This is a genomic window from Robinsoniella peoriensis (genome assembly GCF_000797495.1).
GTDB classification, from domain to species: domain Bacteria; phylum Bacillota; class Clostridia; order Lachnospirales; family Lachnospiraceae; genus Robinsoniella; species Robinsoniella peoriensis.
In genome coordinates this window covers 67,906-89,659 of sequence record NZ_JTGN01000017.1, presented here as the reverse complement: position 1 = coordinate 89,659, position 21,754 = coordinate 67,906, and the positions used below count along the sequence as shown (strand labels likewise).

Below are 21,754 nucleotides of genomic sequence, written 5' to 3'. Positions count from 1 at the left end.
TAACGTAAATACTATAAATATTGGGGATTTGTATGTATCAGGAAAGGAGAAGGAATCTATGACACAATTGAATTTTGAAAGTAAAGAGACAGAGGAATATTACAGAAAAATGCGCAGGACATTAGGTATCAGCCATCCAAGCCGCTGGAACCATAACCCTTGTATTACAAGAGAAGATGTTGATAATTATGTGAAGGATGCCCAGAATATATTGGCATGCTGATTATGAAGAAACGGATGATGGAAGTCTAACTCCTCCATCATCCGTTTCTTTATAATGACATCTCTTTTAATTTTCCGTAAATATTTCTAAATTCTGCTTTTAGTTTTTCTTCATCCATTTCTGCCGCCAGGCACCCAATCTTTGTCACAGCATTTCCCCCGGTAATATTACCATAGCAAATGCTTTCCATAATATTGCATTTATGATACAGTCCATACATAAAACCGGCTGCAAATGCATCTCCGGCGCCGGTAGAGTCTACATGTTTTGCCGGTGACGCCGGTATCCGAATCTCCTTTCCATTAATCATCAAAAGGCAACCCAGATTACCTGTTTTTATGATTGCTGTTTTCAGGAATTTGGACAGTTCTTTCAATGCATCCCCTGGCCGGTTTGTACCTGTAATTTTCAGCGCCTCGCTTTCATTTGGAATGAAATAATCAACATAGGGGAAGATTTCATCATACCATTCCAGACTGAGGGAATCACTCCAGGCTGAATCCATAACAACCGTACACCCGGCAGTCTTCAACCGACGGCATAGCTGTCTTTGCTCAATTGTAACGTAAGCAATTTTTTTCCTTCTGTAAAACTGATACAATCCCTCATCATCTACTGAAAAAGATTCCTCCTGAGGCTTATATGAGATAATGCCCCTGTCTTCCTTGCAGGAGACAATACAACTCAGCGTAACCGGATCAGCCTCCCTGCTCTGAAGCATGTTTTCATACTTGACTTGGTTTTTCTCAAGTTCTTCGGCGAGAAACTGGCTCAGTGGTCCTGTTCCAACATAGGTTGCCAGCTCCACCGGCACACCCAGCCTGGATAGCTGGATCAGCGTAGCCACAGGCCCTCCGCCCAGCTGCCTGGAACAGCTTTCACTGTAAATCTCCTCTCCAAGCCGCGGCATTCTGGGAGAATTGCCAAAGATAAAGTCTATATTCGCAATACCAAATCCCGCTATACCTTCCTGCATAGCCATCCCCCCTGTTTTGTACTGATTATCCGCATATTATCTGCCGGTCTCATCGTGTCTCCTCTCTTATTGTGTCATCATAATTTCAAGTATTTTTTTGTCGGTATCCCGCATTCCCTCTCTTCCTACACGGCTTACATAAGCAATCGTAGTCTCAAGGTCTTTCCCTACAATACCTTCTCCCTCCCGGAACCGGCACCCATCTTTAGCCATTTCATATCCCAGCATACCTGCCTGAACACCGGCTGCAATCTTTGCCGCACAGGAAGGCTTCGCACCATCACATATGACCCCTGAAACGGCAGCCAGGGTATTGGTAATGGTATCTTCTATTACCGAAAATGACGCATAATCCAGATATGCAATTCCACATGCCGCAGCACAGCCTGCACTGACCGCCCCGCAGTAGGCTGATAATTTACCAATTCCAGATTTCAGACGGATAGAGACCAGATTGGCAAATGCCAGCGCCCGGTAGAGAGCATCCTCGGAGGATCCGATTTCTTTTGCATAGATTATAACCGGAACGGATACCGTAATCCCCTGATTCCCGCTGCCGGAATTCACTACCACAGGCAGACTGCATCCACTCATTCTGGCATCGCTTCCCGCCGCTGCATATCCCGCAAGTACGGCATATCGATTCCCATGGCAGAGATTTAGCAGATGCCTGCCTACACTTGCTCCACATTTTTCCTTTATTCCCTCCTCTGCAATTTTCATATTACAGCGGATCTGTGGCTCCAGTATGGGGATCAGTTCTTCTAATGGTACCGCTTGTGAAAATTCATAGATATCCAGCATTTTTACATCATCTGTGGTTTTTCTGCTGCCTCCCATACATTCCCTTTGGTTGAATTCCCTGGTAAGATCCTTTCCATTACGCAAAACCCTGTTAATATTAATATGGCTTTTTTGTATTTCCGCCTCGGCCCAGTCGCTGCCGCTGGTCAGGCGCACTTTGATATACAGAGGCTCTATCGTATCAGACAGTGTCAGCGTATAGCGTTCTTTTTGAGCCAACATGCTGCGGACCTTCTCTGCCACTTCTTCCGTCAGGGTACTCAACACCTCCAGTTTATTTTTGGCAGACCCTCCGGCTATGCCGCAAAGAGCGGCAGCCGCCACTCCTTTTAAGCCTCCTGTATTTGGAATCGAAACACTTTTTACATTCTTCAGCATATTTCCGCTTACCTGGATATCCATATGTTCAAAGCTACATCCCAATGCTTCATTTGCACAGGCTGCTGCAAGAGCTACTGCCCCCGGTTCCGTACACCCTAATGCCGGAACTATTTCCTCTTTTAACAACTGAAGACAGGTACTAAGATCAATTTCTTTCATTCAATAAAACCTTCTTTCGTAAATTCAGATGTAAGTATGCAAAAGGCTGCTGTTTCATCCGCTTCTCCTAAAATATCTACTGTTTTTTTCTGAGTAATCCTGTGATACTGTCCAGCGTTATGCTCTGCTCCAGATACAAGCCTTCCGCGTAAGCACAATTTGCACTTGCTCCGTATTCTCTAGCCATCTCCAGGGCAAAAGGCAGTATATTTTGAGAGTGGTGTGCTTTGCATGCATCTTCCTTCACATTCATAACGTCTGTAATATCCACATAAACATCCGGTCTTCTTTTATTTGTCCGTCTGTCTGCACTGAAATAAAAAATTGCATCGTAATGCCAATCGGTTCCATCTGTGGAATATTTTTTAAGACCTGCAGTAAAACATGCATCCCGGGTAATTCTTGAAACAGCCACATGATCCGGATGGTAATCGTTCTCATGAAGCGTTAAGATATAACGCGGAGAACATGCCCTTAAATGAGGAATCAGTGCTTCCACTGCATCTCTCCTAAATTCCAGTCCTGCATCTGGAAAGCTTAACATTTCAAAATAATCTAATCCCAGAATTGATGCTGCCTGCTTTGCCTCCTCTTCCCGGGTACTCTGTTCTGCATATCCTCCGGACTCACCCCTCGTCATAATCACCAGCCCCGTTGTCCATCCTTCTTTTTTTGCTTTTGCAAAAATTCCTCCTGCACACACCTCCAAATCATCCGGGTGGGCGCAGACTGCCAGAATATCAATCATATATTTCTCCTCCCTCACAGTATTTTAAACTGCCGGTTGTTCTATTGTTTCACACCTGTCGCTGCAATCCCTTCTACAAACTGTTTCTGGAATAAGAAGAAAATCAGAATCATAGGTAAGACTGCAATGATCCCCCCTGCCATGACCTGCGGATAATACGTTGTGTGTTCTCCGATCAGCATTGCAAGCCCTGCGGAAAGTGTCATTTTCTCCATAGCATTGTTCACAATCAGAGGCCACATCAGATCTTTAAAAGTCGAGATTGCAGTCAGAATCGCCAGAGAAGACAATGCCGGCTTAATCAAAGGAAGCAGAATCTTATAGTAAATCTGAAAGTAACTGCAGCCATCCAATTTTGCAGCTTCATCCAAAGATCTTGGGAGTCCCTTAAAAAATTCACGCAGCATAAAGGTTCCAAATGCACTGAAAACTTTTGGAATCCATAAGGCTGTTACGGTATCCGCAAGCCCCAGCTTCACCATAATATCATAATTGGGAACTAAAAAGATCTGTCCTGGTACCATAAGCAGCGCCAGTAAAATAATGAAAATAACATCCCGCCCAGGAAATTCCAGCCTTGCAAAAGCATATGCCGCCATAGAACAAATCACCAATTCAATTGTAATTGTAAAAAACAGTACTACAAAGGTATTACGGTAAAAATCTAAAAATGGAAACTTATGTACTACCTCTTTGTAACTCTCCAAGGTGAGCACCTGGGGAAAGATAGTCGGCGGAATCTGAATACTCTCTTCATATGTCTTAAACGATGTCAATATCATCCACAGAAATGGTCCTACTGTGATTACCACACACAGAACCAGAAGCAGATGTAACGGCCATTTTCTACTTTTCATGCCGTATTACCCCTTTCCATATAGTTCTTGCAAACCATCATTCTTTATTTCATCCTTCCTGTCAAAAGTACATATAATGCAGTGTATCGTGCAGATGGATGAAATTCCAAGCAGGCCTAAAACTGTCAATCATCGTAAAATACCATTTTCTTCTGGCAGACCAACTGTACTGCCGTAATAATCAGAATCAGCAGGAACAACATCAGACTAATTGCTGCACCATATCCTTTATGAAATTTCACAAATGACTGTTCAAAGAAGTAGGTCACCAGAGACCGGGACGCTTCTGTTCCACTGCTTCCCTGGGGTATCATTAAATAAATGAAATCAAAAATCTGAAATACATTAATCATCGTGGTAACACAGACAAAGAAAATAGATGGTGAAAGAAGCGGGAGCGTAATTTTAAAGAATCTTTTTATTCCATTTGCCCCATCAATACGCGCTGCTTCATGATAACAGACGGGTATCCCCTGGAGTCCCGCAAGCAGAATAATCACCTGATAAGCAACGCTTGCCCATATAAATACCAAAGAAATAGAAACCAGCACGATTTTTGAATCCGAAAGCCATGCAACTGGCCCTTTTCCCAGAGTTCCCAGTATTTCATTGACCAGACCAAACTTATAATTCAGCAGCCATTTCCACAGCAGCCCGATAGCTGCAGGCAAGGTAACTGCAGGCAAAAAAAGGCAAACTCTGTAAAAACCAATTCCTTTCACTTTTGTATTTAACAGCACTGCCAGTAATACCGCTAAAACAACAACCAGAGGTACGCATATTACCACATATAGAAGTGTATTGACCAACGCTCTGTAAAAATCCGCATCCTGAAACAACTGAATGTAATTCTGAAATCCAACAAATTTAGGGATGCCAAAACTGGATTTGTTTGTAAAGCTATAATAAATATTTTGAAAAAATGCTCCGATAAAGAAAACAGCCACGCCTGCCATTAACGGTAATATCATTAGATATCCTGCCAGCATTTCCTTGCTTTTTCTTTTTCCTTTGGTACTTTTGTGTGTCTTCATACCATATCCCCCAACTGGTCATTGGGGCGGCGTACGGACCAGCCGGTCCGCCCCGATAATTTTATTATGATTCACTGTCCAATGCTTTCTGGGTGACTTCCTGCATTTGCTGACATCCTTCCTCCGGTGTAAGCTCCTTTGCAAATATCTTTGCAGAAATTTCATTTACGGACGGAAGCCAATCCGCAACGCTTGGAGATGTAGGAAATAGTTCACCTGTTTTTGCAGCTTCATAAAATATATTTGCATCTACATGCTTAAAATTAGGCGTATAGTACTGCTGTGCACTGACAAGCGCCGGCATATCTATTTTTGCCTCAGCCTGCATTTTATTAGATTCTTCTCCTGAGAGATATTTTATCAATTCCCATGCCGCATCCTTTTCTTTGCTTGCCGCATTCATTGCAAATCCTAATCCCCCAATCACGCTATGGTTATTTTCATCCTTCTCTGGCATGGCAATTGTGCCGATATCGGAAGCAAAACTGGCTTCATCAAGTACAGCTGCTTTCCATGATCCCATAAATAATATCGCTCCTTTCTGAGACAGGAAGAGATCAGTACCTTTGGTATCCGAAAGCACTTCACTGCCGGGCATAAGCTGCTTATCCATTAAATCAACAATATCCTGATATGCCTTAACTGTTTCCGGCTGATCAAATCCGGCTGTTTTATTATCTTCACTTAGTACATATCCGCCGTTCTGGACAATAAAGTTAAAGAACGAAGGTTGTGGATCTAATTCCATTAGGATGGGATATTCATCAGACTCCTGTTCTGAAATCTTTTCCTTTAGCTGCTCAGCCACTGCGGTCATATCATCCCAGGTCCATCCTTCCTTTGGAACTTCCACTCCGTATTTATCAAAAATTGATCTGTTGAAGAATACCTGTACCGTATCCATACCCTTAGGCATACAATACTGCACTTCCTTATAATTATAAGCCTTGGTAACTACCTCTGCATAGTCGCTCAACTGAACTCCGTCTTTCTCAATATAGCTGTCTAGTGGTTCCAGAACCCCTGCTTCTGCATATTTAGGAAGATAGGTATTCATCCAGAAGACATCCGCTGCACTGTCTGCCCCCATAGCCGCATCCAGTTTCGTCCAATACTGGGACCAGGGTGTCAGCTGTACATCCACATGAATATCCGGATGCTCCTCCTCAAATTTCGCAGCAATTTCGTCAAATACGGGTTTCTGCACTTCGTCCCATAGAGAGAATGATATATTTACCTTGTCCCCATTTTCCGATTTTCCTGATTCTACCTTGCCTGTTTCGTCTTTACTTGTTTCCTCTTTGCTCGTTTCCTCTTTGCTTGTTTCCGATTTGCTTGTTTCCGTTTTTGAAGTTTCCTCTTTTCCGGTATTATTACCGCTGCTTGTACCGGTGTTGCCGCAGGCTGCCAACATGCCTGCCATTACTGCTGCCATCGTAAAACATAACACTCTCTTCTTGTTCATTTTCCTTCCTCCATCTTCTTACTGTATTCTTTGCAGGTTCCCCTTTTTAAAATTTCATATGGAATTGTAATTTCCACATTTTCATCTTTCTCCAGGTCTAAAAAGGTATTAAGTGTAAGTTCAACCATTTTTTTGATAGGCTGTGCAATAGTAGTGAGTTTCGGTGTAATACGCTCTGACATACGGATTCCATCAAAACCAAGTACGGAAATGTGTTCCGGCACACGCAGTCCATTTTCATAAAGTGCACTGATTGCTCCCATTGCTGCTTCATCACTAAAAGCAAACACGGCACTAAAAGCCAAACCCTTCTGCAAAGCCTGTGCCGTAAGCCAGTATCCATTTTCATAGGTCAGTTCTCCATATTTTGCAAACTCAGCTTCAAATGGTACCCCAAACTCTTCATAAGCCCGCTTACATCCCGTTATTCTCTGAAATCCTGAACTAATACTTTTTGGATAATCAGATAGAATCAATATTTTTTCATGTCTCAATTCCAACAGGTATTTTGCACCTTCATATGCTGCAGATAAATCGTTTATATGAATCATTTTACATCGGACATCTGAGCTGATCCCGCCAAACATAACCATTTTGATATTCTTGGCAGCTATGTAATTCATCATATTACAGTTCATATTTTCTTCCAGATAAATGACACCTGTTATATTCAGCTCTCTGAAAAATAATTTATAGCTCTCATCCTCTGATGATGTAGGAATAAATACCAGCCGATAGCGGTATCTGGGTGCTGCTTCCAGTATCTCTTTTAATACTTCACTAAAATATGCCAGCTTCAGATCCGGTATCAAAACTGCGATCACTCCAGGGTCCATATGTTTATGAACCGGAATATACTGCAGTTCTTTTACAGCCTCCTCGATTCTTCTTGATGCATCGTCTGAAACAACATTTGTTCCATGAAAATACCTTGATACAGTTGCCGGCGACAGTCCAGCCCTACGAGCTACTTCTCGTATAGTTGACCCCATTTTATCACCTCCCCTCCTTTGTTAATTGTATAAATAGTACAATTTTTTACATTTTTTCTTTGTTTTTATGATAAATTTATTATATATTATGAAAATAACAGCGTCAACATTGTTTCATATGTTTCATTATCCTTTCATATGTTTCATATTTTATCATTAACAAACACTCATTTTGTATCCGCTGTCTTAGATATAATTCTATAAAAAATCAATTCTCCTGCTGCTGACCGACACGTTTTGCAATCTTTACAAAAAAATGAATGAGAATAGGGATTTACCCTATTCTCATCCATTTGTAGACTGTAAATATTCTAAAAATACTTCTAGCTGCTCAGCCTTACCATACAAATACCCCTGGTAAATATTACAGCCAAGCCTCGCCAGAACATCCCTTTGCTCTTCTGTCTCCACAAACTCCGCCACAACTTTAAAATGCAGAGATTTAGCCATCTGAATAATACCCAGAACAATATTCTCAGAACGCTTATTATTCATCAGCTGCTTTACAAGGCTGCCGTCCAGCTTCACCTCTTCAAATACATTTTCCTGCAAATAAGTAAGAGAACTGTGTCCCATTCCAAAATCATCCATGCTGATCTGGATCCCCATTGCTCTCAGCTGCTCAATCCGGTTAATCATAACAGCCGTGGTGCTAAAAAGAGCCCTCTCCGTTATTTCAAACACAAGAATTACATTTCCCAGCGTGTACTTTCCAACAATTTCCCGGACTTTCTCTACAAAATCCTCTTCTTCCAACTGATGCGGGGATAAATTCACAGAAATATGAATTGGTTTCTCATATACCTTCTGAATCTCCTCGATGTTTCTGCATGCCTCTTCAATAATATAATACCCTAGACTGCTTAAGAATCCTGACTGGGCCGCCAGGGAAATCAGGAGCGGAGGTGATATGTATCCCGCAACCGGATGCTTCCATCTTAGGAGTGCTTCCCCTCCGTAGACCGCTCCATCCCGCTGCACCTGAACCTGGTAAAACAACTTCAAATGGCTGCGTTTCATGGCATTATTCAGATCCACTGCCAATGTCTTTGCCGCATAATTATATTCATACGAATTCGACAAAAATCCGGGAATCCTTCCCTTCTCCTCCCCCACCTGCATATCTTTCTGTATCATCAATGCTTCATTTGTAAAATCTTCCGTCTGTCTCTTCTCGCTTCTTTTCACAAAAGGAATGTAAATAAAAACCCCAACTGCAATATTTACCAGCTGTAAAATACTTCCCGCAACGGAACCGGTGGCCGTATATCCGCTTAAAAGCACGGGAGAAGTCCATTCTACCGAATGAGTTACAAGGGGCACAAATCCCAGACCCATTACAATACTGCTTATGACGGCCATAACAATGGGTGTCAATATAAACGGGATGATCATAATCGGATTAAATATTACCGGGAAGCCGAATACCACAATCTCACTGATATTGAACAGCACCGGTACACAGGAAAACTGTGCGAGCCTTTTATTATGGCTCTTTTTTGCAACAATAAACAACGCAATAATTAAACATAGCGCCGTACCGCAGCCGCCAATAAAAACAAATACATCCAGAAAAGTTTTGGAAAATATTTCTGTTGGCTGTCCGCCGGATGCAATTAATGCCTGATTAACATCAATTCCACGCTCAAACAATCTTTTAGCCACAGCATCCAGAGTATTCGTTCCATGTATTCCAAAAAACCACAAAAGATGGGAAAAGAAAATATACAGAATAACACCCAGAATATTTCCTCCTATTTTTTCAAACAGCTGCAAAAACAAATAGGAACCGAAATTCATGATGTTTCCATCACCCATCAATACTCTCAGCCCTATCCCCAGTGCGGTAAACAAAATAATGATAACCACAGACGGAAGCAGACTTCTCATCGCCTGATTAAAGATATAATCCGCACCTATCGTATGCAGTTTTTCAAATTTATTATAAAAGTTCATCCCCTGCCGAAACATGGCACAGGAGAGTACGGTTATAAACATTGCCGTAAAAACCCATTCTGCACCGAAAATATGCTCCTTTTGATTCTGAAGTCCTCCTATAAAAGCAAGATAAGAACAGATAGCTATTGCAGGATAAAAATTCAGGTCTTCTTTTCCAAATAGTTTCCCGATAGAAATACTTATGGTAAAAATCAAAATCAGCGCTAAAGAACCCAGCGTAATATTATAAATTACCGTAAAAAATTCCACGAGTTTTCCATCCAGAACCCCTTGAATCATGTTCTGGTATGCCTCCCAGGGAAAAGTATTTAATAAAAGAGCAAACGACCCTATTAAAAGGAACGGAATTGCCAGGCTCAAACCCTGCTTAATTGCAAGACCATACAGGGAACTATGTAATTTCATCCTCTTTTTCATCTTCATTATCCAGTAACCTCTTTCATAATATCAGTAACTCTGTCCGCACGTTGATACAACGAATAATTAATACTCCTGGCTGTTAGTATAACACAAAAAATTGCTGCCGCCTACGGTTAATCGGCAGGACGGCAGCAACTTTTTTACTCTTTATTTATTTCACCTTTACACTTTTCTTGTTACTATAACTGGTATAAACTTTTTTTCCGCCGATTGTCTTATAGGCTCTAATACGGAAATAATATTTCTTACCGCTCTTTAATTTCTTATTTGTTTTTGTTAACGTTGTTCTCTTTTTGATTGTCAGACTTTTTTTACCGGCAAAATTCGACTTCAAGGAATACTGGATTATGTATCCATCAGCACTGCTAACTTTCTTCCATGTCACCTTTACATATTTTTTCTTTGTACTTTTTATAGTCTTTACCGAAGGTTTTATAGCCTTAAACTCAAGCCTTTCCACTTTAACCCGCGCTTCTTCAGCAATCTTCTCTGCTCTTTGTGCTGCTTCCAGCGCTGCTTTTGCCTTAGCGCTATTCTCACCTGATTCTTTTTTTGCAGCTTCTGCTGCCTTCCGGGCTTCCTCAGCCTTTTTATTCGCCTCTACTGATTCTTTTTTAGCTGCTTCCGCTTCTTTTCTTGCTTCTTCCGCTTCTTTTTTTGCCGCTTCTGCCTTTTCCTGCGCCTTCTGGCTAATTATTGCCGCTGCATCCTCCTTTGTTGGAATATCAAAGGAATAAGTCCCGGATAACAATTCAATCTTCGCACACTTCATTCCATTGTGCTCCTCAAACCCAATCAATGCTGCCCCTTCTGGCAGTACCATGCAATCTGACTGATTTTTATTTACAGGAAGGTATAAGGTTGCTGTCGTATTAGCAGGGACAACTGCTTCATAGGCGGTCATCTCTTTACTATCTGCTGTCCATCCGCTGTAAATTGTTCCATAGGCGGAGTCAAAAGTACCATTTGCATAAGTAAAAGATCCACCGGCTGTTGGCTGTAAAATAAAATGTTTATAGCCTGGTGCTTTTTCATCATATTTGATTCCAAGCTGAGAATCCATCATCCAGGAAGTAACTGCTCCCAGAGAGTAGTGGTTAAAGGAGTTCATACTATTATTACCACCAAAACCATTCTCTTGCGTATAGGAATCCCATCTCTCCCAGATGCTTGTGGCCCCCTGCGTTACCGGATAAAGCCAGGATGCATAATCTGTACACTCGAACATCTTATACGCTGCATCTGATCTCCCATGATCACTTAGCGCATTTAATAAATTAGGCGTTGCATTAAACCCAGTTGTGATCGTGTATGGTATCAGCGATGATCCGTCATTTGCAACAGGGTGCTCTATTGTATCAATGTAGTTTTCCAGGTAACGGTCCAGATTATCCTCGTTTACTACGCCGTAATTAATTGGTGAAGCATAGGATGCCTGTGTATGAATAATACTTCCATTTGCAGAACAAGATTTACCAGTTTCAGAATCAATATAAATTTGATTCCATGCTTCTTTTGCCGCCTCATGCATGGCTGTATATTTTTCCGCTTTATCTGTCTGCCCGAGAGCTTTCGCCATAGCCGCCGTAGACTCCAGACAGTAGACATACATAGCATTACCAAGCATTGCCCCATCTGTGTCTACAACAGAGAGGTGGTCACACAGAAAACCTGTCTGTGAGGTAAGCGCCGGTTCCGTGTACTTCGCCCCATTTAGTTCAAAGCTTAAAGGTTTGCCCTCCAGATTCTCCATGTAAGCGTATATTGCGTCCATGTTTTCCTGTACAATTGTCGTATCTCCATATTGCTGATACAAAAAATACGGTATAAATACAATTGCACTGTTCCAGGTTATACCAAAAGACATTCCCCCTACCTTAACTTCACCTGTCTCCAGATTATACGCAGGATAGTTAGGCGAGACATGCCCTGTCATTCCATCCGCGCCCTGTGTCTGCCTTACACAGTTCAACCACTGCCGTAAAAACTGATAAGTATTTGCATTATAACTTCCTGCAAGCGCATAAACGTTTGCATCACCCATCCATCCCATACGTTCATTTCTCTGGGGACAGTCGGTAGGCAGTGTGATATAGTTACTTGCTTCTGAATTTTGTCCGTTTATAAATAAACGATTTACCAGATCGTTTGAACTATCAAAGGTAGCTGTATTCTCAATAGAAGAAAGCACCAGTGATTTTACATATTCTGCGGGCAGAGCTTCTCTCAGTCCTGTTATTTCTATGTATCGGTAACCATGGAACGTAAGATCCGGTACATATGTCTGCTCTCCGTCCTTCATAGTATAAAAATCTGTCGTCAGAGCCGCACGATAATTTTCCTGAAGCAGGTTTCCTGCCAAATCACCATACTCCTCCAATTCCGGATACAGCATCTCAGCTACCCGGATTGTAATTGTTTCTCCCTCTTCTGCATATTCAGAAGGAATTGTAATCTGGGGAACCGCGGCTACATTCTCACCAAAATCATAAATATAACTTCCGCTTCCTGACTTGTTTTCTCCAATTAAATCGGCACTCAGGGTATTGATCACATGAACTTCGTCATCATGGCGAACTACCAGATCCTGATCAGCAAACGGGCTTCTTGTCTCAACAGCCTCTGCCATTCTCCAACCTGCCGCCTCTGGGTTATAATCAGCCTTTGTAAAGCCCTCAATTTCGGCCTCCTTTGTTGCATCGTAACGCTCTCCTTCAAACAGTGATGCCAGGCGAACCGGCCCGTCTCCGAAATATTGCCATGTATCATCATCTGTTACTATTGTTTCACTGGTTCCATCCATATATTTCACAACCAATTTTACAAGCAATGCTTCCTGGTCACCATAATAATTGTATGTACTGTCAGAAAAAGTACATGCATGGCCTGTCCACCAGCCCTCACCCAGTACTGCCCCCATAGCATTTTCGCCCTGTGTAAGGTAGTCTGTAACATCATATACATTGTAACCGATTTCCTCTCGATATTCCATGGAACCCTGTTTAAACCACTCATCCGGGGCTACTTCTTCTCCGTTGATGTAAAAATCCCCAATTCCCTGAATCCCCATGTAGAGCCTTGCCGACTCTATCTGGCTGTCCAGCGAAAAATCTGTGCGAAGATACGGCTCTGATGCATAAGAAGGATCGCCATAGGCTACAACGTCTTTGTCCGTTCCCTCTACTGTTATTTTATTCCCTTCTAACGTAATTCCTTCTTTATCCTTCCATATATTATAAGATGCTCCCGTCTTTTCACCAAACAACGTGCCTGTCCCAAATCCCGGGTTCTGAAGCTCAAAATCTGTAAACACAGCCTTTTGTCCGGCATCTGCTGCAAAGCCAATCGAATTCAGATTCGGGAATGTCATAGCATTAGAATTTCCTAATTTACTTAGTACAATACTTCCGGATGTACCGCCGCCGTTTGTAGGCTCTGAGACTGCTATCTCCTGGCCGTCAACAGAGATCGTCAATGTACTGGTAACAACATTAAACTCCAATGTATGCTGCTCATTTTTATTTTCATCTGTAATCAGTTCATCCAGATTAGTAACCGGGTTATTCGCCTTATTTATCACCATAAAAGGCTGATCCTCTGTATCTCCGTCAAAATATCCCACACGGTAAATATTAATCGCCGCACCGCCATTCTCATTTACCTGGGAGATGTCCAGCTCAACCCGGAAGTAATTTTCCCCTTCCATCATATCTATGTTGAACAACTTGTTTTTCAGGCGGAAATCGTCCGCACCAAAAATAACCGATGCCCCTGTGCTTCCACTGGGAATCTGAACCTTTGTAGTAATATTAAACAGTGTGGAAGCTGCAGCGTCTACAGACAATTCATCCGCCCCTATCCATTCTGCGCCGTCCCAGGCACTCAGCTCCGTGCTTAGGAGTGATGTCTCAAATTGTGCCAGACCAGACACAATTTCATTTCCAAAATTGTCCTTCACTATAACAGACCAGTTGTATTCGGTGCATGCTTCCAGACTGCTGCCTTCATAGCTGACCGCTGCCGAATCTTCCGAATTTACCTCACCTGTATCCCACACCACTGTATTATCAGTTGCTTTTGTTACTATTAACTGATAAGATGCCTGAGAAACTCCTACTGCATCCGATGTCATTTGCCATGAAAATACTGGACTGCTTACATCTACACCTATTGGATTTTCTTTCCCTTCCGTTTTTAAATTTACAATCCTTGTCGTTTCCAGACTAATGCCAGCCATTTGCTGATTCTCTGCCTCAGCAGCAAAGACATCCATAGCTGCTGCCGGCATTGAACCAGTTACAACTGCTGCCGCCAAAACATACGCAAAGCTTTGTTTTACTATTTTTCGCATCAAAAAGCCCTCCCTTTCTCTTTTGGTTTATTTAAAACCATACCTATATTGTAAAAGACTGCACCTTCGTCTTCTACCCTTTGAGATAGGGAAAAATACCCTCTGATACGGGTCATTCATCTCTAATTCATATTCTTCCGATTCTAATTCAGATTCTTCCGGTATTGATAAGGTGTCAGATAGAACAATTCCTGGAAAGACTTTTCAAAATGCTTTCTATTACTATAGTTCATAGTCTCCGCTATCTGTTCAATAGACCAATTTGTATTAGCCAGCATTTCCCTTGCCTTCTCCAGTTTCAGCTTACAGACCATACTCCGGAAATTCATCCCGGTCTGCTGGCGTAAAAAGCTGGAGATATATGCAGGGGTGTAGTAAAACTGCTCAGCCAGGTCATTCAACGTCACCTGATTATAGTTCCTGCTGATATAATCCATGACCTGATAAATATCCAGGGACTTCTTTATCCTTTTACAACTCTCTGCCTGAAATAATTCAAGCCTGGAGACCTCTAAAAAAATATTTGCAAGAACATTCTCCATCAATTGCTGCATAAAAGGCCTATTTGCCTCCACTTCTCCAATAATCCTGCAGAAATCTTCTTCAATCATTGCATTTTTTTCAATTTTGTAACGCAGAAATTCAGGTCTTTTCTCATTTTCATAAAGCTCATTCATTAAAAAATGGTATAGGGGATTGTGTGCATCCACCACCTGGGTTACAATCTTTTGGTAGCATTCTTCACTAATCAGTATATTCATAAGCAGTGCATTCTTATCCTTAAGTACAATGCAGTGAGAAACTGAAGTGTTCATAATCCAAAATTCTCCCTCCTTAACCTGAAATGATTTTGTACCAATATTCTGCACTGCTTCACCCCTGATCAGATAAAATGCCTCAATATAAGCATGCTTGTGCTGGTGCTTCACCTCCTGTGCCCAGGCACATCTCCTTTCAAAAGGCTCACTGATTTCATTGTCAAAAAAATAATCTCTCTTTTCACCTAACGATTTCAAAAAATCAACTGTCACATACACAGCCCCTGACTCTTTACAAAAGAAAGGCACCATTCTTTCCTCCCCGGTATCTTTCTTGCGCTTTCCTGGCATACTGTTTCTATTCAGGTGTCTATGTTTCATTTCCTCAGCCAGTAACTGAAGTTTTTCATAGGTTTTCATACAATTACCTGCCTGTATTTATTTTTAAATTCATATACTTATCATAGCGAACTTTATAGGAAATAAAAATAGAAAGATATTTTGAAATCTGGTAATTTTATCCTAACATAGTACATGCAGGTGGACAAAGTGCATAACTTTGTCTTAAATCTGTGTAAATGAATCAGTACCACCGGCTTAGCCGGTGGTTTGTTTTCCGCCCTATAAGGGCTCGTTTCCGGTACTGGAGTCTAAAGACTCATCGAAAGGTTCGCCAGCCGCAACGTCAGTTACCTGCTAAGCCCCTTGGGCTTATTTCTTTTTGCTTTTGTTTACTGGCTCACCCGTAAACGGGTCAATATACTCCTTCAAAGACATTTGATCATATTCCAAATCTTCCTTCAGTTGATTCCGAATATACTCCTCTATCTTTTTTGCATTTTTTCCTACTGTATCTACATAGTATCCTCTGCACCAAAAGTGTCTATTTCCATACTTATATTTGAGATTAGCATGTCTCTCATATATCATTAAGGTACTTTTTCCCTTTAAATACCCTACAAAATCTGACACACTTATCTTTGGCGGTATTTCTACTAACATATGAACATGATCTGGACAGATTTCTGCCTCCACAATATGCACTTCTTTGCGCTTGCATAACATACTTAAGATATTTGCAATATCCTGTTTCAACTCGCCATATATAATTTTTCTTCTATATTTCGGTGCAAAAACTATATGGTACTTACAATTCCACGTTGTGTGTGCTAAACTATTATTGTCCATTTGGACTACCTCCTTTGATTTATAAAACGGTTGGCGAACCTATTTTTATTATATCATTGGAGGTTTTTTACACAACGCTAAAGCTATTCCAATCACCCGCAGAGCAGGTGGTTTATTTGTTCTCCAAAGTTCCGTTTTTCGGATCAACGAAAAACTCCTCAATGGAGAACAGGGCCATGCCCTAACAAAGAAAAAGCAGCTAGCTTTTTGCTAACCGCTTTAATAAGGGGAATATAAAGTTTTTCTGTAAGTTGTTTTGCATATGATGTAATAAATTGTCACTTTTCTCAAGTCTCATTTCTGTAAATCGAATTATAAACAATCTAGTAATGCCAGATATTAAAATAGATATAACTTACAGCTTGTGTAAAAAATATCAGCTATTTTTATCTTAATTCGAATAGATGGATTCTGCTCTGGAAAGTTGTTTTTCCCAATCTGGTATCTATCAGACCTGTATTTGCCGTTGAAATTTCCTACTGGATTTTTAAACAAGACCCCAAAAATGCTAGGTCCCCATTAATCAAGGGTCCCAGCAGCATCACAAAATCTTGATTTTTTCTAACTTATTAGCAACGCATCTTTTTCAGTTCAATAATATCGTTTCTTACGAAACGTTTATAAGCTAAAATTTTTATGCATTTTCCTCTGTAACCCACACAATTACCGGCTTTTTTATCAGACTGTTTTGCCGAAATTTTTCAAATATTTCGGTATAATTGATTTTCGTTGTCAAATTTCTATTTATTCATGATTCGCTTTGACATTTTATAAAGATACATTATCTGCAAGTCCTATATATATGAGCTCTGTAAGAAATATATTATCTATATCCGGATTTTACACAAATATTTTTATACAATTTCAGATTCGATAATCTCCTACCTTGAACGTCTTGCTGACATCAGCAAAACGATAAGAAACGCTTCTCCATCAACACCTATGAATAATTGATTCAATCAGATACCTAAAACTTTTAATAGACCCAAACTGTTAATCTGCTAAAACTCATTTGCCTCTATTATTTTCTTCTGCTCTTTCTGCAATAAGAAATTCCCCAGCATTTCAAAAGATTCCTGCTCTTCCGGATCATTTAACATTAAAATCAACTCTAAAGTGTCATCAGTTGTTAACTGCTGTATTTGCTAATACATAATTCTGTATTTTACTAATTTAACCATATAGCCTTACTCCCTATCTTCCTCCTTAACTCTCTACTGGTCTTCCGTATCCCCATTAATATGAATCGATATACTTTTCAGAAGACCCGTCGCTGCAATAGCGGGAGTAAGGAGGATTTCTCCATTGCGCGACAAATTCACTATATAAAGAGCGAAAACCCAATAAACCAGATATTCTGCTCATATATCATATTCTTACATATTCAAACTGTGAATCAACGTTTCTAACTGTTCCATACTCATCCCGCCAAAACCAGCCAGAGCACCAAGCGGCATCTCCTCGAACATTTTTTCCTGCATCTTCTGCGCACCTTCTCCCAACGCATCCGTCTGCGCTTTCTGACCTTCCTGTCCCTTTGCACTGGCCTGCATGATCTGGTCATAGGTTTCCCTTCCTCTGGCAGTCTTTCGCAACGCGCTTATTGGTGATAAGAAAGTATATTGATATGGCAGCTCTGTACTTCCTTCTACATATACCGGAATACTGAGGCAAATGTCCCGGCTGGATGACCCGGCCTCAATGATAAATGTTCCGGATTCCACAAACCAGTCGCTTATTTTCGGTTCATAATAAGCGAAGCTTCGCTTATCCAGTACGAATATCACTTCTTTCTCTGCTCCCGGTTCCAGCTCTATTTTTTTAAACGCCTTCAGTTCTCGTATCGGTCTTCCCACCGAACTCTCCTCATCCCTTACATATAACTGCACCACCTCTTTACCTGTGCATGTGCCGGTATTTTTAACTCTAAGCGATACTTCCAGCTGATCCTGATCCGTTATTCTGCTCTTATCAATCTTTAAATCACTATATTCATAAGTGGTATACGACAGTCCATAGCCAAATGGAAACAGTACATCCTGTTCCTTCTTGTCATAATAACGATATCCTACATAGATCCCCTCGTGATAATCCACAATACCATCCACACCTGGGAAATTGAGATAGGAAGGATTATCTGAAAGCTTCAGCGGCCATGTCTCAGAGAGTTTGCCGCTGGGATTAACATTTCCATATAGCAGCTCGACTGCCGCCATTCCTACCTCCTGTCCGCCAAGGTGCATACATAACACCGCTTTCACATCATCCAGCCATGGCAGCAGCATGCAGGAGCCGCCATGAAGAACTACTACGATGTTCTTCTGAACTTTCGCAATCTCCCGGATCAGCTCATTCTGATTTTCCGGCATGGCAAGTGTCTCCCGGTCAAAACCTTCTGATTCAAAAGAATCGGGCAAACCAGCAAATACCACCGCTATCTCTGCCTTTGCTGCCACCGCCACTGCTTCTCTGAGCAAATTCTCATCTGTCTTCTCTTCATTTGCTTCGTATCCTTTTGCATACGTCACATCATATACACCTGCAGCCTCTATCGCACTTGTCACCCGCATTGCATTGACATAACTGCTGCCGCTGCCCTGATATCTGGGTTGCTCAGCAAAAGCACCAATAAACGCTGCCTTTGCATTCTTATCAAGAGGGAGTAATGCTTCATTTTTAAGCAGCACTGCACACTGCGCTGAAATATCCGCGCTCAATTCAGAGTACTGCAAACGATTGATTTCTGTATCTTCACTAATTTTATCAGCCGCATCATAGATAAAGGTTAATACATTGCCAGCTGCCTGATTAAGTTCTTCTTCTGTCAACTCACCATCCTGCAATGCTTTTCCGAGCGCCGCTTCATGCGCCCCATAACCTCCAGGCATAACCAGATCCAGACCTGCCTTAACACCTTTTGCTGCATCCTTGGCTGCACCCCAGTCAGTAACTACAAACCCTTCAAAGCCCCATTTGTCTCTGAGAATATCGGTTAGCAGCATTTTATTCTCTGCACAATAATCACCATTTACTGCATTGTATGCACACATGACACTTCTTGTCTTCCCGTCCTTTACTGCCATCTCAAATGCCGGCAGATATATCTCATGGAGAGTACGTTCATCGAGATTCGAGGAGCCACTCATCCTGAGTGTTTCCTGGTTATTCACTGCAAAATGCTTAACACAGGCCGCAACACCTTTTTTCTGAAGAGTATTTATATATGCTGCTGCCAGCATTCCTGTCAGATATGGATCCTCACTGAAATACTCAAAGTTCCTGCCACACAACGGGCTTCGTTTTATGTTGAGTCCGGGACCCAGAAGCATACCAACCTGTTCCGCCTGACACTCTTCGCCCAATGCTTCGCCCAATGACTCCAGCACCTCTGTATCAAAGCTGGATGCCAGCGCCGAAGCCGTTGGATAACATACCGTCTTAATACTCTCATCGATCCCTAGATGATCACCCTCTCCCTCTTGTTTTCTCAGACCATGCGGTCCGTCACACATCATGATTCTGGGCAGTCCCAGTTTTTCTACTGCTTCTGTATGCCAGAAATCAGCTCCGGAGCAGAGTTTGATTTTCTCTTCTATCGCGAGCTTTTCTAACTGTTTTTTCACTTCTACGTTCATACTGTTTCCTCCCCAAAGATCCTTACCGGGATCACCTGTCCCTCGGTAATACCATTCTCATTAAAAGAATCCACCCGGATATATAACGGCTGTCCTTTTATCAATGCTCCTATTGTAACTTCATTTTGGCCATACACCATATAACTGTGATACAGTTTATCGGGTGCATATCCCCAGAGTACGACGTGACCTGTTGCTCGTCTGCCAGTCCATTTCACATGCAGATCCAGTTCTGTAGCAAAATCTGTCTGTACATCTGCTGCCATAGATGGCTTTTCTCCGATACCTCTGCCGAATATACGCAGACCGGAAATACACGGCGTCTGATCAAACGGTAGTTCCTTCACGGTACATCTGATATATCTGGCTTTCACCGCATTCTCTACTACCACCAGATCATGCGATAAATCTGTCTCTGCTTCTGATTTATCCGCTATCACAAAGTACACTTTTCCATCTTCCGAACCTTCCAGAAGCCATCTCGTATAATGCTTCCTCGTATCGATATAACGACGGTCCGGTTCTCCCTGCATCACAGTTCCTTCTGGAACCTGCGCATCCGGCTTATCATCTGCAAAGTTAATCTGGATCGCACTCACATCGTATATTCCCTCCAGATCAACTTCCAGCCATCCCCCGCGGTCCGGACGGGCTGCCCGCCACCATGTCTGCATATTCTCATCGACAGCCTTTGAAGGCTCTTTTCCGTCCACGCAACTGGATGCAGAAGCAGGCTTACCATAGGATAGCAACATCCACTCCGGCTCTGCCCACGGGTCCAGCGCCGCATCTGGGGCTTTCACCGGCCAGTCACCGTATCTCTGATTACAAAACAATTCTCCCGCTTCATCAAAGCCGGCCGGCCACAGCCCTAAGCGCCGCTCAAAATTACTGTTTACGCTAACACGTGCCGATGCGATATGCCAGATATTGCCGTTACGGTCTTTCATCGTAGAGCCATGTCCTGCACCGGTGACAAATCCTCCCGGTTTGTAAGAGTATGGGTTGTTTTTGGCCGGTTCAAAAGGTCCCAATGGATTATCTGATACATATACCCCGTCGCCGTACACATTGTATTCTGTATTCGGGATAGCATACTGCAGATAATATTTACCTTCATACTTATCCATCCAAGGGCCTTCCAGAAACGGTGTCGGCTGCATATAACGGCGAACCACCTCATGATGTTCCTCTGGAATGCCTGGATTATTTGCCAGATAGTGACTGATTTTTGCCTCTGTTTCTTCTTCTGTCTCCACCGGAATGTGATTCTCACCATTTCTCTCATATCCATGGTCTTTATCATTGACCGTGACCAGCCCAACTGGTCCGCCAATCGGCGTCATACCTTCCGGATTGAGTTCCACTCCATAAATCGGTGTCACATTGGAGCAACCCCAGTAGAAATAAAGCCGTCCGTCATCATCTGCAAACAGATTCGGATCCCAGAAAGGAAAGGTTCCTTTTATTTCCTCAAAATTCCCATGAATCGGGTCCTTACTTCGGTAAAAGGAGCCATTCTGCGCGTTTGATGCGGAAAAATACAGATAGTCACCAACCACACGGACATCCGGAGCATAATCATAGACCGGAATATCGCACAGCGGATGATGCTCCCATGACACCAGATCGTCGCTTGTGAAGAATCCTGCTGCCATTGAGGGGAAGAGATAATACTTCCCCTCAAAAAGAACCATCGACGGATCAGCTGCTTCGCGCAGAATCTCCAGCCCTGTCCGCGCTTCGACAAACTGATATTTATATTCGATATTCATTGGATTACATATATATTTCATTGAAAAGC

At 42.1% G+C, this 21,754-nt stretch carries 14 protein-coding genes; 1 reads left to right on the top strand and 13 read right to left on the bottom strand.

The window, feature by feature from the left end:
* Positions 1-58 precede the first annotated feature (58 nt).
* The gene (locus QR40_RS31955; protein WP_156042970.1) at positions 59-223 is read left to right on the top strand and encodes a hypothetical protein; all 165 of its coding nucleotides are present in this window, start codon (positions 59-61) and stop codon (positions 221-223) included.
* Between the two features lie 49 nt (positions 224-272).
* On the opposite strand, the gene QR40_RS25480 is transcribed toward QR40_RS31955, so the two are convergent.
* The 13 genes from QR40_RS25480 to QR40_RS25420 form a co-directional block, all read right to left on the bottom strand.
* Complete coding sequence (locus tag QR40_RS25480) at positions 273-1,199, bottom strand: carbohydrate kinase family protein (protein ID WP_027295148.1); 927 nt, start codon at positions 1,197-1,199, stop codon at positions 273-275.
* Between the two features lie 66 nt (positions 1,200-1,265).
* On the bottom strand, positions 1,266-2,543 hold the full coding sequence (locus QR40_RS25475) for an L-cysteine desulfidase family protein (protein ID WP_044297404.1): 1,278 nt from the start codon (positions 2,541-2,543) through the stop codon (positions 1,266-1,268).
* Positions 2,544-2,619: 76 nt separating this feature from the next.
* Complete coding sequence (locus QR40_RS25470; RefSeq protein ID WP_027295150.1) at positions 2,620-3,291, bottom strand: PIG-L deacetylase family protein; 672 nt, start codon at positions 3,289-3,291, stop codon at positions 2,620-2,622.
* Positions 3,292-3,332: 41 nt separating this feature from the next.
* Entirely contained in the window at positions 3,333-4,148 is an 816-nt protein-coding gene (locus QR40_RS25465) for a carbohydrate ABC transporter permease (protein ID WP_027295151.1), read from the bottom strand.
* 125 nt (positions 4,149-4,273) lie between these two features.
* Positions 4,274-5,182, bottom strand: coding sequence for a carbohydrate ABC transporter permease (locus QR40_RS25460; RefSeq protein ID WP_027295152.1), 909 nt, complete (start codon positions 5,180-5,182; stop codon positions 4,274-4,276).
* Positions 5,183-5,246: 64 nt separating this feature from the next.
* Entirely contained in the window at positions 5,247-6,647 is a 1,401-nt protein-coding gene (locus tag QR40_RS25455; protein ID WP_044297403.1) for an ABC transporter substrate-binding protein, read from the bottom strand.
* Positions 6,644-7,639, bottom strand: coding sequence for a LacI family DNA-binding transcriptional regulator (locus tag QR40_RS25450; protein ID WP_027295154.1), 996 nt, complete (start codon positions 7,637-7,639; stop codon positions 6,644-6,646). The genes QR40_RS25455 and QR40_RS25450 overlap by 4 nt, the downstream gene beginning before the upstream one ends.
* Positions 7,640-7,924: 285 nt before the next feature.
* Entirely contained in the window at positions 7,925-10,021 is a 2,097-nt protein-coding gene (locus QR40_RS25445) for an EAL domain-containing protein (RefSeq protein ID WP_081999055.1), read from the bottom strand.
* Between the two features lie 148 nt (positions 10,022-10,169).
* Positions 10,170-14,369, bottom strand: coding sequence for a family 78 glycoside hydrolase catalytic domain (locus QR40_RS25440; protein WP_044297402.1), 4,200 nt, complete (start codon positions 14,367-14,369; stop codon positions 10,170-10,172).
* Between the two features lie 143 nt (positions 14,370-14,512).
* Positions 14,513-15,547, bottom strand: a complete 1,035-nt coding sequence (locus QR40_RS25435; RefSeq protein ID WP_044297396.1) for an AraC family transcriptional regulator — start codon at positions 15,545-15,547, stop codon at positions 14,513-14,515.
* Between the two features lie 291 nt (positions 15,548-15,838).
* Positions 15,839-16,315: an IS200/IS605 family transposase gene (tnpA, locus tag QR40_RS25430; protein ID WP_044297394.1), complete on the bottom strand. Its 477-nt coding sequence runs from the start codon at positions 16,313-16,315 to the stop codon at positions 15,839-15,841.
* Between the two features lie 1,376 nt (positions 16,316-17,691).
* Positions 17,692-19,950, bottom strand: a complete 2,259-nt coding sequence (locus QR40_RS25425; RefSeq protein ID WP_044297393.1) for a glycoside hydrolase family 3 C-terminal domain-containing protein — start codon at positions 19,948-19,950, stop codon at positions 17,692-17,694.
* Positions 19,947-21,746, bottom strand: coding sequence for a family 43 glycosylhydrolase (locus QR40_RS25420; protein ID WP_044297391.1), 1,800 nt, complete (start codon positions 21,744-21,746; stop codon positions 19,947-19,949). Before QR40_RS25420 ends, QR40_RS25425 begins: the two co-directional genes overlap by 4 nt.
* Between the last annotated feature and the right edge of the window lie 8 nt (positions 21,747-21,754).

Coding starts and splice junctions, on each gene's coding strand:
- QR40_RS31955 (WP_156042970.1), top strand. CDS start 59: ATGACACAATTGAATTTTGAAAGTAAAGAGACAGAGGAATATTACAGA.
- QR40_RS25480 (WP_027295148.1), bottom strand. CDS start 1,199: ATGCAGGAAGGTATAGCGGGATTTGGTATTGCGAATATAGACTTTATC.
- QR40_RS25475 (WP_044297404.1), bottom strand. CDS start 2,543: ATGAAAGAAATTGATCTTAGTACCTGTCTTCAGTTGTTAAAAGAGGAA.
- QR40_RS25470 (WP_027295150.1), bottom strand. CDS start 3,291: ATGATTGATATTCTGGCAGTCTGCGCCCACCCGGATGATTTGGAGGTG.
- QR40_RS25465 (WP_027295151.1), bottom strand. CDS start 4,148: ATGAAAAGTAGAAAATGGCCGTTACATCTGCTTCTGGTTCTGTGTGTG.
- QR40_RS25460 (WP_027295152.1), bottom strand. CDS start 5,182: ATGAAGACACACAAAAGTACCAAAGGAAAAAGAAAAAGCAAGGAAATG.
- QR40_RS25455 (WP_044297403.1), bottom strand. CDS start 6,647: ATGAACAAGAAGAGAGTGTTATGTTTTACGATGGCAGCAGTAATGGCA.
- QR40_RS25450 (WP_027295154.1), bottom strand. CDS start 7,639: ATGGGGTCAACTATACGAGAAGTAGCTCGTAGGGCTGGACTGTCGCCG.
- QR40_RS25445 (WP_081999055.1), bottom strand. CDS start 10,021: ATGAAGATGAAAAAGAGGATGAAATTACATAGTTCCCTGTATGGTCTT.
- QR40_RS25440 (WP_044297402.1), bottom strand. CDS start 14,369: ATGCGAAAAATAGTAAAACAAAGCTTTGCGTATGTTTTGGCGGCAGCA.
- QR40_RS25435 (WP_044297396.1), bottom strand. CDS start 15,547: ATGAAAACCTATGAAAAACTTCAGTTACTGGCTGAGGAAATGAAACAT.
- tnpA (WP_044297394.1), bottom strand. CDS start 16,315: ATGGACAATAATAGTTTAGCACACACAACGTGGAATTGTAAGTACCAT.
- QR40_RS25425 (WP_044297393.1), bottom strand. CDS start 19,950: ATGAACGTAGAAGTGAAAAAACAGTTAGAAAAGCTCGCGATAGAAGAG.
- QR40_RS25420 (WP_044297391.1), bottom strand. CDS start 21,746: ATGAAATATATATGTAATCCAATGAATATCGAATATAAATATCAGTTT.